Here is a 16,015-nt window from a genome sequence, read left to right as displayed (position 1 = left end):
AGGCTAAAAGTGGATAAAAGCGCCGCTAGAAAGAGGAGCCAGGCTGTTCTAGAAAGGCGATTTCTTCATCGCTGGACGCTCTCCCCAATAGCATATTGCGATGAGGGTAACGACCAAAGCGGTCAATAATCGCCTTATGACGAACTTCAAAATCAAGATTGTTTTCAAGCCCAGGCTGGTCGAACAGCACCATTGCCTGGGCATGAATCGTTTTCGATTCACTATGCATATAGGGCATATATAAAAAGCTGCGCTCTTCAGGCGTTAACGCCATGTCGGCACCTGCTGCCACGGCTTCCTGGGCGAGAGCAAGCGCGAGCGCATCAAACGCAAACGCGCGGGCATTATCGCGGTACATATTGCGCGAAAACTGATCAAGCACAATAATTTCGGCCAGACGCCCCTGCGGTGTATCCCGCCATGTATAACATTCGCACTGGGCAACATGGCCGTGCAGCTCTCCAAAACGCGCCATGATAGCGGCGTCCATCTCGGCGTCTTTCTTAAACCACTGCGCCGGGGTTAGTTCATTAAACCAGAACTGCAACACCGCTTGAGCATCCAAATTCATTGCCGCCTCCTGAGAACATACATAAATGCCGCCAGCCGTACTGGCGGTATACGCACTTCTAATGTTGCCGCTAATTAACCCGTATTGCGCAGCCCCGCCGAGATACCTGCCATGGTCACCATTAGCGCCCGGGAAAGGTCGCCGCTGATCGCACCATCGGCGTCGCGGTTACGCTGTAAAAGCTCAGCCTGCAACCCGTGCAGCGGGTCAATGTAGGGGTTACGTACATCAATGGCCTGGCGGATCAGTGGCGTCTTCTCAAGCAACTCATCCTGCTCGAGTATTTCCAGCACCACGTTTTCCAACCGCTCAAAACGCTCGCGAAGCTTTTTGCCCAGGGCTTTTAAGGATGGTTCATCCACTAGCCGGTGCTCGTAGTACGCCGCAATGGCCACATCAGCTTTGGCCAGTAACATTTCCAACATATCCAGGTAAGTGCCAAAAAATGGCCATTGATCGCGCATGTCCTGGAGCAGCTCGCGTCCGCCGGGCTCTTCCAGGCGCTGCAGGAACGCTTCGCCACTGCCTAGCCATGCGGGCAGCATTAGGCGAATTTGGGTCCAGGCGAAAATCCACGGAATCGCACGCAGCGTTTCAACGCCACCGTCCTGGCGCCGCTTGGTGGGGCGTGACCCCAGCGGCAACCTACCGAGCGCCCCCTCTGGCGTTACCGCACGGAAGTAAGGCACAAAGTCAGGGTCCTCGCGCACCACGCCCACGTAACCGACGTGCGCAATGTGGGCGAGCTTATCCATCTCTTCGCGCCAGCGGGGGTCAGGCGCCGGTGGCGGTAGCAAGGTGGCTTCAAGCACCGCGCAAGCGTAAATTTCCATTGACCGCAGCGCGATATCCGGCTGGCCGAACTTGAAGCGAATCATTTCCCCCTGCTCGGTCACCCGCAAACTGCCGTTTACCGAGCCCGGCGGCTGCGACAGGATCGCTGCGTGAGCGGGGCCGCCCCCACGACCGACGGTGCCGCCGCGGCCGTGGAACAGGGTCAGGTCAACGCCGTGTTTTTCACACACATTCACCAGTGCTTCCTGAGCCCGATACTGCGCCCAGGCCGCCGCCAGTTGCCCGGCATCCTTGGCAGAGTCGGAGTAGCCGATCATGATTTCCTGACGGTCATTAATCAGTGCTCGGTAACCAGGCAGCGACAGGAGCTGTTCGATAACCGCACCCGCGTGATCCAGGTCGTTGAGGGTTTCAAACAGAGGTGCAATGGGCAGCGTGACTTGGCCACCCACCTCTTTCATTAACAGCGCAACGGTCAACACATCTGACGGTTCGCCCGCCATGGAAATAATGTAGGTACCCAGTGCCTCTGAATGCTCCTGGGCGATGACCTTAAAGGTATCCAGCACTTCACGACACTCGGCAGAACACTCCCAACGGCGTGGGATCAGGGGTCGGCTAGACGCCAGCTCTTCCAGCAGGAATGCCTGGCGCTGAGCTTCGTTCCACTCCTGGTAGTGTCCCAGGCCTAATGTGCTGGTGAGCTCTTCGATCACTTGGGCGTGGCGGCTGGCTTCTTGACGTAAATCCAGCTTGGTCAGTGTGACTCCAAACACGGCGACACGGCGCAGCGTATCGAGCAAGGCACCATTGGCAATGGTGTCCAAACCCACATCGCATAAAGAGCGGTAGCAGGCCAGCAGCGGCGCATAAAGTTGGTCGCGGGTTTCAATAATCGGCCCGCCGTCGTAGTTGCGGCCATCCAGCTTCGCCTTGGCCCAGTCCCGGGTTGCTTCCACCTTGGCTAAAAGGCGTTTAAGCAGTTCGCGATACGGCTCGGCGACATCGCCCACTTCTGCTTTAAGTGCGCTATTGGCCTTCCACATGGAAAGCTCGGTTTTAAGCTGTTCCAGGTCGCGCAGGTAAAGGTCTGCGGCCATCCAGCGCCCCAGAAGTAGCACTTCCCGGGTGATCCGTGAAGTAACATTAGGGTTGCCGTCCCGGTCGCCCCCCATCCATGAAGCATAGCGAATGGGCGCAGCATCCAGCGGAAGGCGCTCACCGGCAGTATCCAGCAGTAAATTATCCAGATCACGATGGAAGTCAGGCACGGCTTGCCATAGCGAGTTCTCGATAACCGCAAACCCCCATTTGGCTTCATCAACCGGGGTTGGCCGCTCATGGCGAATTTCATCGGTATGCCATGCCTGGCTAATCAGTTCTTCTAACCGCCCGTGAGCGCGCTTACCGCGCTCAGGATAGTCGCCAGAACCTTCGATGGCGGTTAGGCACTCATCAATTGCGTCGTATTTTTGGATTAGCGTACGGCGAATAACCTCTGTCGGATGGGCAGTAAGCACCAGCTCCACCCGCATATTGGCGAGTGTTTCGACCAGCTTACGCGGTGAATTACCTGCCAGTTGGGCCCGCTCAAGCAGCCCGTTGAGAGTCGGCTGGGTGCCGGGTTTGTAGTCTTCTACACGGCGAAAACGTGCGCGATAGTGCTGCTCGGCAATATTGGCAAGATTCAAGAACTGGTTAAAAGCACGTGTAACGGGTAGCAGGTCACGCTCAGGTAACTGGCGTAAATACTCAATAAGTGCGCGCTGCTGGAGTGAGTCACCTTGACGACCTTGCTTGGCATGCGCTCGGATCGTCTCAATTTTATCTACAAATGCCTGTCCCAGGTCGTCCGCTATGGTGCGTCCCAGGCTATCTCCTAAAATGCGTACGTTATCGCGCAGCGATTCGTGCAGGTCGTGACTCATTGGCAAGGCCTCCTAGCGGGGTCGCGTCATTATTAATGATCAATTTATGCTTTATTCTTGATGTTTAGCCGCCTGCCAGTGAGCTTCCATCTCGTCCAGCGAGGCTTCCGTTATCGGTCTATGGGCCGCGTTTAAGGCATGCTCAACATAGCGAAAACGGCGTTCAAATTTACGATTGGTGCCACGCAAGCACTGTTCAGGATCAGCACCCAGGCTGCGGGCCAAGTTGGTTACCGCAAACAATAAATCACCTACTTCTTCCTGAGCATGGCGTGTATCCCCTGTCGCCAGTGCTTCTTCTACCTCATCCAGCTCTTCACGGATTTTATCCAGAACGCCCTGCGTATCGGGCCAATCAAAACCTGCCCGGGCCGCGCGCTTTGAAAGCTTGTTCGCACGGCTTAACGCGGGCAACGTGCAAGGTACGTCATCAAGTACCGAAGGCGCCTCAATGACACGTTGGGCGCGCTCTTCCGCCTTAAGTGACTCCCAGCGCTGATTAATCTGTTGGGTCTGTAGCGCTTCAGCGCTAACACCTGGCGGCCTACGCGAGCCAAGCGTACCCTCCGGAAACACATGCGGGTGCCTGCGCAGCATTTTAGCCGTCAACGTATGTACGATATCGTGAAAATCAAAGCGCTGCTCTTCTGCACCAAACTGAGCGTAATAGATGACTTGAAAGAGTAAATCGCCAAGCTCCCCCGGCAGCTCATCAAAGGCGCGCCGCTCAATGGCATCGGCAACCTCGTAGGCTTCTTCCAGCGTATGAGGAACGATACTATCCCAGCCTTGCTTAATATCCCACGGGCACCCTTGCTCGGGGTCGCGCAGTACCTGCATTAATGTCAGCAGGTCATCCAGATCATAGCGCATCAAGCCGCTCCATATTAGGCACCTTTTTCAGGGTCTGCGTTTCGCAGGCGGCGCACTTCGGTCACATTGGGCAGTTGCTGAATACGTGAGAAGAGCCGCCCCAAAGATTCAAGTCCATCCACTTCTAACGTAATCCTCAGGCGGGCGATGCCTTCGTTGGTATCCGTTAGCGTATTCACCGCCAGCACATTGACTTTCTCATTGCCTAGAAGGCCCGTCACATCGCGCAGTAGGCCCGAGCGGTCCCAGGCCTGGATTTCGATAGTGACTGGATAACGCGTATGGGCGCGTTCGCCCCACTCTACTTCGATGATACGTTGGGGCTCTTCCATACGCAGTTGGAGGATATTGTTGCAGTCCTGACGGTGTACGGTAACCCCTCGCCCTTGGGTGATAAACCCCACAATCGGCTCGCCCGGAACGGGGCGGCAGCAGTTAGCCATGCTGGTTTTAAGATTGCCCACGCCAAGTACGGTAATGTCACTTTTAGAGGGTTTGCTCGGCTGCTTGCGCGGTTTGGCAAGTAAACGTTCCAACTGTTCCTGATCGTCAGTCTCGCCAAATAACTGCTGGGCCTGGTGCAATACCTGCCCAATACGCAGGTCGCCTGCCCCGATAGCGGCATACATATCATCAGCGTTTTGATAATTAACCGCGTCGGCCAATTTGGGGAGATCCAACTGGTCGACATCAAGACGGCGCATTTCTCGCTCAAAAAGTACCCGGCCCTCTTCCAGGTTTTGGCCTCTGGCCTGATGCTTAAACCATGCCTGAATTTTGGCGCGCGCTCGTGACGTGCGCACATAGCCAAGATTAGGATTGAGCCAGTCGCGGCTTGGCCCGGCTTTGGTGGCGGTAAGAATTTCCACCTGCTGGCCCGTTTTAAGCTCATAGGTCAGCGGAACAATGCGCCCGTTAATTTTGGCGCCCCGGCAGCGGTGGCCAATTTCGGTATGAACCCGATACGCAAAATCAATCGGGGTGGCAATACGCGGCAAGTCGATCACATGACCGTCAGGCGTAAAGACATAGTTGCGGTCGGGGGCCACGTCACTTGAAAGCCCTTCGCGCAGATCACCAAAATCACCCACTTCGTCCTGCCACTCAAGCACTTGACGCAGCCAGGCAATTTTTTCTTCGTAGCTACGGCTTTTCGCGTTGGTGTCGTGCCCTTTATAACGCCAGTGGGCACATACCCCAAGCTCTGCGTCGTCATGCATGGCGAACGTGCGGATTTGAATTTCGAGGACTTTGTTCTCAGGCCCGACCACTGCGGTATGAAGCGATTGATAGCCGTTCTTTTTAGGGTTGGCGATATAGTCGTCAAATTCGTCTGGAACATGGTGCCAACGCGAATGCACAATTCCTAATACGGTGTAGCAGTCGGTGACTTCTGGCACCAAAATGCGCACCGCACGAACGTCATGTACGTCAGAAAAATCGATCCCTTTGCGCTTCATTTTACGCCAGATCGAGTAAATATGTTTAGCTCGGCCGCTCACGTCATGATGGGTAATATGCTGAGCTTCCATCAACGTTTTAATCGTTTCGACCACATCGTGGATATAGTGCTCTCTATCCAGGCGCTTCTCAGCAAGCAGCTTGGCGATCGCCTTGTACTCATCTTCGTGCAAATAGCGAAACGACAGGTCTTCAAGTTCCCACTTGATTTGCCCCACCCCTAAGCGATGCGCGAGAGGCGCATAAATGTCGGCGACTTCGCGGGCTACCTGCAGACATTTTTCAAGCGGAGCATCCTTGACCTGACGCAGCGCACAGGTGCGCTCGGCGATTTTAATAAGCGCAACGCGAACATCGCTCACCATGTTGACCAGCATTTTACGCAGGTTTTCCTGCTGGTTATGCTGGGCCATACCGTGGTTGGGAGCGAGTGGATAGCTGATGGCGGCCATTTGCAGGACGCCATCAATTAACCTGGCAACCTCACTGCCAAATCGCTTGGAAACGGCCTCCAGACTCAACAGACCTTCGCGCACGGCGCGATAGAGCACTGCCGCTTCCAGGGTCGCCTGGTCAAGCGTTAGGTCTGCCAAAATGTCTGCCATTTCAAGCCCCATACGAAAGCTTGAACCAGGAGATAACCATTCACGATGAGTACGAGGCGCCTCACGTTCGAGTTGCTCTGCCAGTTCGCAGGCTTCAATAAGGCGCTCAGGATCACTTAGACGCACATCTTCTTGCAGGCGCGTTAACCATTGTTGTATGTCTACCCTGCCGCTATCCATTAGCGGCTGGTCTTCACGCACTTTCACCATGACTCTTACTCATCCCTTCAGGGTATTCATCTTGACGGCGAATACCGTGGCTTGATGCGATAGGCGGACTAGCCTTCGTACTCGAAAAGCATAAGCGATTCCATATGTGCAGTGTGCAGGAACATATCCGCCACTGCTACTTGCTTAATACGATAGCCTGCACGAACCAGATGCGCCGCATCACGGGCAAGCGTTGCCGGGTCACACGACACATACGCAAGCCTGGGCACGGGGTAACGGCCCAGTGCCTTGCACACTGTTTCTGCACCGTTACGCGGTGGGTCCAGCACCAGTGCGTCCAAGTGCTGCTGAGCTTTCAACAAGGCTTCAACCGCTGCGCTATCGCTTAAATCAGCCTGTTGAGCACTTACCTCTAGCCGGTTACGCGCTGCATTGCTGCTGATGCGCGCCACCATTGAAGCGCTACCTTCAACGGCATGTACCCTGGCACCGCTCGAGGCGATGGGCAGGCTAAAGTTGCCCATTCCGGCAAACAGGTCCATAACATGCTGGCCAGGCGCAGGAGCCAGCCATTTCACCACGTGCGCCACCATTTGTTGATTGACGTCAGCATTGACCTGTAAAAAATCACCGGGAGCAAAGGTGAGCGTGAGCGGTGGTTGGCCTTCTATCTGCAGGGTCTCTTCCAGCACCGGTTCAGCGCTGTACCAGTGTAGGCAGGCAGACTCGCGGCCCAGCCACGCGCCAAGCGCAACCCCTTGCTGCTTGGCAAACGCCTGCCAGCGCTCGGCATCCAGCGCATGTGCTTTCAACTGGCGAACCAACAGCACGCATTCCGACGCGGTCGCCAAGAGTTCGATGTGGCCCACCAGACGCGGCGCCTCAAGCTTTGCTAACAAGGCCCTCAAGGGAGGCAAAAGCGCTTGCAAGGGCTCCACCAATACGTGGCACTGATGAATATCGACTAACCGATGACTATGGGCTGCGCGAAACCCCAGCAACACGTTACCCTGCCCATCTATTTTGACGCCGAGTCGCGCTCGGCGGCGATAGTGCTCCGTACTACCATGAAGCAGATGGGGAGTGCCAAGCTCAATACCCTGACGAGCAAACAGCTCGCACAGTACGTCTTGTTTATGCGTGCGCTGCGCCTCAATCGCCATATGTTGCAATTGGCAACCACCGCACTGGCCAAAATAAACGCAGGGGGGCTCAACGCGCTGTTGCGAACGGTGCAGCAGCGCTTTTACATGCGCTTCATCAAAGCGTTTGCGGTTGACATGCACGGCAGCGTCAACACGCTCGCCGGGAAGCGCCCGGTCAATAAACACGGTTTTACCTGTGGCGTCATGCGCAACTCCCCGGCCATCATGCGCCAATCGCTCAACCACCAGCGCATCACTCGTGTCAGAAGCACTTGTTGATTTAGCAGCGGGCTGGCGTACCAGCCCTGATTTGCCTGATGCAGCGCGCGATGGGCGCCGCTTACCCAGCATGGCCATTTATAGCTCCGGGCCGAATAGGCCCATTGAGAGGTAACGATCCCCCCGATCACACACAACAAACACGATGACCGCGTTTTCTACTTGCTCAGCAATACGCAGCGCACCCGCAAGGCTGCCGCCCGATGAAACACCCGCCAGAATGCCCTCTTCACGGGCCAAACGGCGCATGTTGCTTTCAGCCTCGTGCTGGCTAATATCCAGCGTAATATCTACCCGCGGGGCTTCAAAAATCTCGGGCAGGTACGCCTGCGGCCAACGGCGAATACCGGGAATGCTGGCGCCATCGGAGGGCTGCAAGCCGACAATCTGAATAGCGTCGTTCTGCTCCTTGAGGTAGCGAGATACCCCCATAATAGTACCCGTTGTGCCCATGGAGCTTACAAAATGGGTAACCTCCCCCTGGGTTTGCTGCCATATTTCAGGCCCCGTTGTACGGTAGTGCGCCAAGGGGTTGTCTGGATTGGAAAACTGGTTCAGCGGCTTGCCTTCGCCCCGTTCAATCATGGCATCGGCAATATCCCGGGCCTCTTCCATACCACCGGCCTTACTGGCAGAAATCAGCGTGGCACCGTAAGCCACCATGGCTTGCTTACGCTCCTCGGAGGCATTTTCAGGCATCACCAGAACCATGGTGTAGCCTTTGATAGCCGCCGCCATGGCGAGCGCAATACCGGTATTTCCCGAGGTTGCCTCGATCAGGGTATCGCCTGGCTTTATTTCTCCACGCGCTTCCGCTTCATTCAACATCGAAAGCGCGGGACGATCCTTTACCGAGCCAGCGGGGTTGTTGCCCTCAAGCTTCGCCAACAGCGTATTGTTGCGCCCAGCAGTGATCCGCTTCAAACGCACCAAGGGAGTGTTGCCAACCACATCCTCTAGCATGGGATAATTCATCACACGTTCCTTATCATTACCGTTATGCTGCATTATATCGGTGCTGTCGTACGCTGGACAGGCAACCACATTGAATCAACGAGTTTCTTCCATGTCTTTAAACACGCGTTTGCTGTTCGCGCTACTTGGCTTTCCACTTCTGGTGTACGCCATGATGGCTATTTTGCTCATGGTGCAAAGTGATACGGCTGAACGTGCGGCGCTTCACGAGCGACTTAAAGATGCCGGTGAGCTATTAACCCCCAGTTTCCAGCTCGCCATGGCAGACGCAGACTTCCAGCGTATGGAGAGGCTTTCTCGACGGCTGTTGGACCGCTATGGGCTTAGTTCTGTCAGCCTCTTCGATGAGCAAGGTAACCGTTTGTTCGTGTTAGGCCGCTCCACCCCGCCTCAGCTACGTTTAACAGCGCCCAGCGCTCCCCTGATAGAAGAAGAAGAGCATATTTGGCGACTTCTAGTCCCTCTTGATAGCGTGCTCCCCAACATAAACCCGACCGGGGTGGGCTGGCTTGAAGCCGAGGCAAACGCCCGCCCTTTGACGCTTGAACGCTACAAACTGTTGGCCAGTTTAAGCCTGGGCGGCATGCTGTTAGGACTACTGCTGTTTCTGGGTGCCTTTGCTGTCAGTCGGTATATTTCCCGGCCTATTGAGGAAGCTAACCAGGCTTTATATCGCTTATCTCGTGGCGACTATCGATTGCATTTAACGCCTGCACGGCCAAGCGAACTTCGCCAACTAGCCGTTCATGTGAATAGCCTGGCTGAGCACTTTCAGCAGTCGCAACGCGATATGCAGACCCAGATTGAGCAGGCGACCAGCGAATTGCAGGAATCAATGGAAACCATTGAAGAGCAAAATATCAAGCTCGACCTGGCCCACCGCAGCGCGCTCCGTGCGAATGCCGTTAAATCCGAATTTTTAGCCAATATGAGTCATGAGATACGCACGCCACTCAATGGCATTATCGGTTTTTGCCGGTTACTGAGCCGCTCCAGGTTGGATAACCGCCAACAGGGGTGGTTAGAGCACGTTCACCGCGCCTGCGACAACCTGCTAATGCTCGTCAATGACGTGCTCGATTTTTCCAAGCTTGAAGCAAATCGCCTCACACTTGAAGAAGTCGACATTGATATTGTATCGCTTTTGGATGAAGTAATTGGCTTACATGCGCCTGAGGCGCAACGTAAACATCTGCACCTGGTGGCAATGATTTACGATGATGTGCCTACGCCGCTTAGCGGCGACCCGCTGCGTATTCATCAGGTGCTTAGTAACCTGGTCGGCAATGCACTCAAGTTTACCCACGAAGGCGACGTTATTGTTCGTGTGATGCTCGACACCCAGGAAGGCCAGCACGTGGTACTGCGTATCGGTGTTAGTGATACCGGCATTGGTTTGAGCGAAGAGCATCAAAAACAGCTTTTTAGCGCTTTTTCCCAGGCAAAACCCAGCCATTCACGCCAATTTGGCGGTAGCGGGCTGGGCTTATCGATTTGCCGCCAGTTGATTGAGCGAATGGGCGGCACTATCAGCGTGGAAAGCGAGGTAGGCCACGGCTCAACGTTCTCCTTTACCCTTCCACTCTTGGCTAACCAAAGCGGCGAACGCCCCGCAGAGCTTACTCTGAAAAGCCCAGTCGTACGTCTTTATGAAACCCATACGCCTACTCGCAATACGCTTGAGTACTTGCTAGAGCGCTGGGGGGCTATTCCCGTCGCCTTTACCGCTAATGAGCCCGAAGACCTACTGATGTTATGCCTGGATCAAGATGAGTTCGAAATAGAGAGGAGAGACTACTGGCGAGATTTGATTGAGCAAGCCGCCTGCCCCGTATTGATTCTGGCAAACACCACCAGCTATGACTTACCGCCTTGGGAGCTTCCTCATGGCGGGGAAATGCTCTGCAAACCTTTCACTCGCGCTCAGCTGGTCACGACATTGCGCCATTTACTGCAGCCTGCAGATAAAGAAATAGCGTCCGCTCAATCAAAAGCGCCTCCGCCTACGGACCCTTCCGTCATTGATATTTTGATTGTTGACGACAATGCCTCCAACCGTGAGCTGCTTAAGGCGCTGCTTGAAACAGACCAACTGCGTATTACGCTTGCCGATAGCGGGCATGAAGCGCTTGCCTTGGCAGTTAATTACACGGCTGACATGGTGCTAATGGATATTCGTATGCCGGGTATGGACGGTGTTGAAACCAGTCAGGCACTGCGCCGTATCAATAATCACTGGTCACGCTGCCCTATTATTGCGGTAACCGCTCATGCTTTAAGCAGTGAACGTCAGCAGTGGCTGGCGGCTGGGCTGGATGATGTACTGATAAAACCTGTTGATGAGGCGCAGCTACAACAGCTGTTGCTGCGTTTTTTGGCCGTCCCCCCTTCTCTGCCTACCGTGACATCAACGGCAGCCTTGCAACGAAAAGGCACTACTGAATTTGCCAGTGAAGCACTCGCGGCCGTCGATTTAACCATGGGCACACAGCTTGCGGGCGGCAAAGAGAGCGTTGCCTATGCACAGCTTATACGCCTGATTGACAGCCTGGATGAAACAGAAACGCAAATGCGTGCCGCCTATGCCCAGAAAAACCTGGCGATGCTACTTGACTGGGTGCATGGGCTCAATGGAGCAAGCCGTTACTGCGGCGCACCTGAGCTAGCCCTATTGGTAGAAACCCTTGAGACGCGGTTACGCACCAGCGGGCTCAGTCATGTGGAGAGCCTCCTAGAAGCGTTGTACACCGCAATGGCACGCTTGCGTACTCATCGAAGCAGGCTGGCCGATGGGTCTAACGCTCCAGAATGACAAAGGCAACCGCGTACTCCGCTTCATCACTTAGCGTGATATGGCTGGTCGTCGCGCCGGATGCCTGCATTAGCCGCTTGGCCTCATGGCTCAACTGCAAAAAGGGCTTCCCCAAGGGGTCATTAACCACTTGGATGTCCCCCCACTGCATGCCGCCTCGAAGGCCAAGCCCTAGTGCTTTTACAAACGCTTCTTTAGCGGCAAATCTTTTCGCCAAGTAAGCCACCGGTTCGCCTTTTTGCTGCCATATCGCGTATTCGTCAGTTCCCAAAATACGCTGGGCAAAACGTGGCCCGTGACGCTCAACTGCCCGGGTAAAACGCGCTACCCGGGCAATATCGGAACCAATCCCCACGATCATGTGTTAGTGACCACAGCAGTAATGATGACCATGCGTATGCTCACCTGCATGCTCATGGCTATGTTCATGATCGTGAGCATCTAAAGCCGCCATCAACCCCGCTTCCTGGCCTGCAATAATAAGCCGCTTCATTTCCTGAACAGCCTCTTTGAGGCCAACAAACAGCGCGCGGGCAATAATGGCGTGCCCGATATTCAGCTCATTCACCCCAGGTAGTGCGGCTATCGCTTCTGCATTATGGTAATGAAGGCCATGCCCAGCGTTAACCACCAGCCCCAGGGAAACGGCCTGAGTCGCTGCTGCGGTTAAGCGCTGATACTCAGCATTTGCGGCGTCACTCCCCAGCTTCTCTTCTGCATAAGCACCGGTGTGCAGTTCAATCGTTGGGGCACCAGCGCGATGAGCCGCATCAATTTGCGCTTCATCAGGATCAATAAACAGCGATACGTCACAGCCTGCGTTTTTCAGCCGCTCGCACGCTTTGGCAACCGCATCAAAACTACCGACCACATCCAGACCGCCCTCTGTGGTAAGTTCTTCGCGCTTCTCAGGTACCAGGCATACGTGTGCAGGGCGCACCTCTTCAGCCAACGCGAGCATCTCTTCGGTCACTGCCATCTCTAAATTCATACGGGTATTCAACACGTCCGCCAACAGCCTGACATCGCGAAGCTGTATATGGCGGCGGTCTTCGCGTAAATGCACCGTAATGCCATCTGCGCCCGCTTCTTCAGCCAACAAAGCAGCCTGTACCGGGTCCGGGTAGCGGGTACCACGTGCCTGACGCAGCGTGGCGACATGGTCGATATTAACGCCCAGTAGAATACGCGGAGGATGCATAACTATCTCCATTCCAAAAAAGTCATAAGCATGAACTATGGCTGACGCCGGCGGGCCAGTGCCATCATTAGCTCCCGAGAGCGCAGTGCAGCAGACCCCAAATGCGGTGCTAGTGCCGCCCGCATGACTGACTTAAGAACGCTTGCTAGCCCCGCATGTTGCCAGTCACCCTGCTCAATATAACGCAATGCGCGCCCTTCAAGCCCCTGCTCTGCGGGAAGAAAAGCACGGCTTTGTGCATCAAACCGATAGCGGGCTTGCGGGTCCAGCACGTTATTATCTGGCGTACAAAAACGCGGGGTAGCTTCAAGCGCATCCAACAATGCCCACTCATACCGCCGCAAGGCAAGAGCGCGCTTGGAAGGCATTGGCAGCGCTTCAAGCAGCGCCGTATAGAAGGCAAAAACATCGGGCGCAGCGAGTTCCAGGGGCAGCAGCCGGGTGGCGATTTCATTCGCGTAAAAACCGCATAGGAGCCCCTCTCCTGCCAGTAATGCCGTTTGTCCACGCGACTCCATCAAGGTGAGGCGTTTCAAATCGCGTTCGCCGCGCCAGCTAACAAACAGCGGCGTAAACGGCTGTAGTCGTTGACGCGACTTGGACCCCGGCCGCTGCCCTCCGTGGGCAACAGCGCGAATACGGCCATTATTAAGCGTCAGTAAATCGACTAACGCGCTGGTTTCACGGTAGGGTTTACGATGCAGTAAAAAAGCGGGCTCCGCTGACATTGCGACACTCAATCGAGGTCGTAACCCAGGCTTTTCAGGGCACGCTCGTCATCGGACCAACCGCGCTTCACCTTGACCCACATATTAAGCATGACCTTGGTACCCAGCACGCGCTCCATATCCAGGCGCGCCTCGCGGCCGATGCTCTTGATCCGGTCACCGTTTTCGCCGATCAGGATGACTTTCTGCCCTTGGCGTTCCACCAGAATCAGCGCACTGATATGCGTGACGCGCCCGGCTTCGCGGAACTCTTCAATTTCAACGGTCATCTGGTAGGGCAACTCGTCACCCAACTGACGCATGACTTTTTCACGCACCAGCTCAGCGGCCATAAAGCGCAGGCTCTTGTCGGTAATCTGATCTTCCGGAAAGAAGTGCACGCTTTCTGGCAGGTGTTTAGCCACTTCCTCTTCCAGCGTTTCTACCTGGGTGCCGTGCTTGGCTGAAATAGGCACAACGGCTGCAAACTCGCGCCGCGCGCCCACTTCAGCAAGCCAGGGTAGTAAATCGCCCTTATCCTGTAGACGATCCACCTTATTGACGGCCAGAATAACCGGTGCCTTAACATGCTCAAGACGCTTGAGCACGGCCTGGTCTTCGTCAGTCCAGCGGGTACGATCAATAATAAAGACCACACAGTCAACATCACGAAGTGCTTGGGTAGCCGCCTGGTTCATAAAGCGGTTGATGGCTTTATTACGGTCTTTGGACATGATGTGCATGCCCGGTGTATCCACGTAAATAAACTGCGTATCTTCAACCGTTTTAATACCCATTACCTGATGGCGCGTGGTTTGCGGACGCCGCGAGGTAATCGAGATTTTTTGCCCCAGAATACGATTCATGAGGGTTGATTTGCCTACGTTAGGCCGTCCAACAATGGCCACAAAGCCGCAGGATTGGCTCATGATTTGTCTCCTGGTTTTTTCTCAAGGTACGAAAGCGCTTCTTCTGCCGCTTGCTGTTCAGCATGGCGGCGACTAGGGCCTTTACCGGTGGTATGCTTGCTTAGTAGCTCAATGTAGCACTCCACGGTAAAGGTCTGGGCATGCGCCTCGCCCTTTACAGAGACCACTTCATAGCGCGGCAGCGCTGACTGACGCGACTGCAAAAACTCTTGTAAGCGTGTTTTAGGGTCTTTCTGGGTATCTTGTAACGAGATATTCTCTAGACGCTCGGCGTACCAGGAAAGCACGCGCTCCCGGACAACGTCCATACCGGCGTCCAGGTAAATGGCACCAATTATCGCTTCAACCGCATCGGCGAGAATCGACTCACGGCGATGCCCTCCGCTTTTCATTTCCCCCGACCCCAAGCGCAAGCATTCTCCAAAGGTCATTTCACGGGCGAGCTCAGCAAGTGTTTGGCCTTTCACCAAACGCGCGCGAAGGCGCGATAACTGCCCTTCCCGCGCTTGAGGGAAACGTTGAAACAAGGCTTCTGCGATAACGAAATTAACAATTGAATCACCCAGAAACTCCAGGCGCTCATTGTTACGACCACCGTAGCTTCGGTGCGTCATGGCCAGTTCCAAGAGCGTCTCGTCGCCAAAGGTATGGCCGATTCGTCGGCAAAAAGCGTTTAAAGGATTACTCACAAGGCTCCTACGTCATTGACGTTAACTATTAGTGACATGACTAACCAGGGCTGACATAAACTTATTCATTCAATCCGTCGCACCGTATTAAAGCTGGGCAACCCGCCGTCCCAATGCATCCAAACAGCAAATGCACGACCCACGATATTCTCTTCCGGCACAAACCCCCAGTAACGGCTATCGTTGGAGTGATCGCGATTATCGCCCATCATGAAGTAGTGACCTTCAGGCACTTCAACTTCGCGCATTTGCGGCCCTGGGTCGCGGGGGTTGTTGTAGATAGTATGGCGCACGCTACCCAACTGCTCTTCTAATAATAGCTCTTGTGGCGAGGCATCGGGGCCTTCTTCCAATAACGTTTTAGTGACCAGTTCGCCATTCACATAAAGCTGTTTATCTTCGTAGCGAATACGGTCGCCCGGAAGGCCTACCACCCGTTTGATAAAGTTGACCGATGGCTCATCCGGGAAGCGAAACACCATCACATCGCCACGCTCAGGCTCACCAACCTCCAAAATACGGTTGTGAACCACCGGCAAACGCAAACCGTAAGCAAACTTGTTCACCAGGATAAAATCGCCTACTTCCAGCGTAGGCCGCATTGAACCCGATGGAATTTGAAACGGTTCGACAATAAAACTGCGTACTACCAATACCACCAGAAGTACCGGGAAAAAAGAGCGCGCATAATCGACCGGCCAAGGCTCTTTTAAAAGTTTTTCCTGTGTTGGTGCGTCGATGTTCCCAGCAGCGGCTTCCTCTGCTTTCGCCAACCGCTCACGACGCTTAGGCCGCAGCCAAATCACATCGATAAAATAAACGACCCCTGAAATTACAACGGCCAGTACCAGCAGTAATGAAAAATCCATAAAGG

General features: G+C 54.7%; 13 protein-coding genes. 1 reads left to right on the top strand and 12 read right to left on the bottom strand.

What is annotated here, in order from left to right; genetic code table 11:
* Nucleotides 1–25 precede the first annotated feature (25 nt).
* The 6 genes from INT20_RS01410 to cysM all read right to left on the bottom strand — a co-directional run bounded on the left by INT20_RS01410 (nucleotide 26) and on the right by cysM (nucleotide 8,803).
* Nucleotides 26–571, bottom strand: a complete 546-nt coding sequence (locus INT20_RS01410; RefSeq protein ID WP_193053718.1) for a DUF924 family protein — start codon at nucleotides 569–571, stop codon at nucleotides 26–28.
* A gap of 74 nt (nucleotides 572–645) precedes the next feature.
* On the bottom strand, nucleotides 646–3,294 hold the full coding sequence (gene ppc, locus INT20_RS01405) for a phosphoenolpyruvate carboxylase (protein WP_172116416.1): 2,649 nt from the start codon (nucleotides 3,292–3,294) through the stop codon (nucleotides 646–648).
* 51 nt (nucleotides 3,295–3,345) lie between these two features.
* Nucleotides 3,346–4,167, bottom strand: coding sequence for a nucleoside triphosphate pyrophosphohydrolase (gene mazG, locus INT20_RS01400; protein WP_172116415.1), 822 nt, complete (start codon nucleotides 4,165–4,167; stop codon nucleotides 3,346–3,348).
* 14 nt (nucleotides 4,168–4,181) lie between these two features.
* Nucleotides 4,182–6,443, bottom strand: coding sequence for a GTP diphosphokinase (relA, locus tag INT20_RS01395; RefSeq protein ID WP_193053717.1), 2,262 nt, complete (start codon nucleotides 6,441–6,443; stop codon nucleotides 4,182–4,184).
* Nucleotides 6,444–6,511: 68 nt separating this feature from the next.
* Nucleotides 6,512–7,906: a 23S rRNA (uracil(1939)-C(5))-methyltransferase RlmD gene (rlmD, locus tag INT20_RS01390; protein WP_193053716.1), complete on the bottom strand. Its 1,395-nt coding sequence runs from the start codon at nucleotides 7,904–7,906 to the stop codon at nucleotides 6,512–6,514.
* On the bottom strand, nucleotides 7,907–8,803 hold the full coding sequence (cysM, locus tag INT20_RS01385; protein WP_193053715.1) for a cysteine synthase CysM: 897 nt from the start codon (nucleotides 8,801–8,803) through the stop codon (nucleotides 7,907–7,909).
* A 91-nt stretch (nucleotides 8,804–8,894) separates the two neighbouring features.
* Between cysM and INT20_RS01380 the strand changes: the two genes are divergently transcribed.
* Nucleotides 8,895–11,615 carry an ATP-binding protein gene (locus INT20_RS01380; protein WP_193053714.1) on the top strand — a complete coding sequence of 907 codons (2,721 nt, stop codon included), beginning with the start codon at nucleotides 8,895–8,897 and terminating at the stop codon, nucleotides 11,613–11,615.
* Here the strand turns inward: INT20_RS01380 and acpS are convergent.
* The 6 genes from acpS to lepB form a co-directional block, all read right to left on the bottom strand.
* Nucleotides 11,599–11,976, bottom strand: coding sequence for a holo-ACP synthase (acpS, locus tag INT20_RS01375; protein ID WP_193053713.1), 378 nt, complete (start codon nucleotides 11,974–11,976; stop codon nucleotides 11,599–11,601). The two genes, INT20_RS01380 and acpS, sit on opposite strands and share 17 nt — an antisense overlap.
* A gap of 3 nt (nucleotides 11,977–11,979) precedes the next feature.
* Complete coding sequence (gene pdxJ, locus INT20_RS01370) at nucleotides 11,980–12,816, bottom strand: pyridoxine 5'-phosphate synthase (protein ID WP_193053712.1); 837 nt, start codon at nucleotides 12,814–12,816, stop codon at nucleotides 11,980–11,982.
* Between the two features lie 35 nt (nucleotides 12,817–12,851).
* Nucleotides 12,852–13,544: a DNA repair protein RecO gene (gene recO / locus INT20_RS01365; RefSeq protein ID WP_193053711.1), complete on the bottom strand. Its 693-nt coding sequence runs from the start codon at nucleotides 13,542–13,544 to the stop codon at nucleotides 12,852–12,854.
* A gap of 8 nt (nucleotides 13,545–13,552) precedes the next feature.
* Entirely contained in the window at nucleotides 13,553–14,452 is a 900-nt protein-coding gene (era, locus tag INT20_RS01360) for a GTPase Era (RefSeq protein WP_172116407.1), read from the bottom strand.
* Entirely contained in the window at nucleotides 14,449–15,141 is a 693-nt protein-coding gene (gene rnc / locus INT20_RS01355) for a ribonuclease III (protein WP_087109215.1), read from the bottom strand. Before rnc ends, era begins: the two co-directional genes overlap by 4 nt.
* A gap of 65 nt (nucleotides 15,142–15,206) precedes the next feature.
* The gene (lepB, locus tag INT20_RS01350) at nucleotides 15,207–16,010 is read right to left on the bottom strand and encodes a signal peptidase I (RefSeq protein WP_172116406.1); all 804 of its coding nucleotides are present in this window, start codon (nucleotides 16,008–16,010) and stop codon (nucleotides 15,207–15,209) included.
* Nucleotides 16,011–16,015: the final 5 nt, after the last annotated feature.

It is taken from the genome of Halomonas citrativorans, assembly GCF_014898005.1.
GTDB classification, from domain to species: Bacteria; Pseudomonadota; Gammaproteobacteria; order Pseudomonadales; family Halomonadaceae; genus Vreelandella; species Vreelandella citrativorans.
This window is presented reverse-complemented; position numbering and strand designations above follow the sequence as displayed.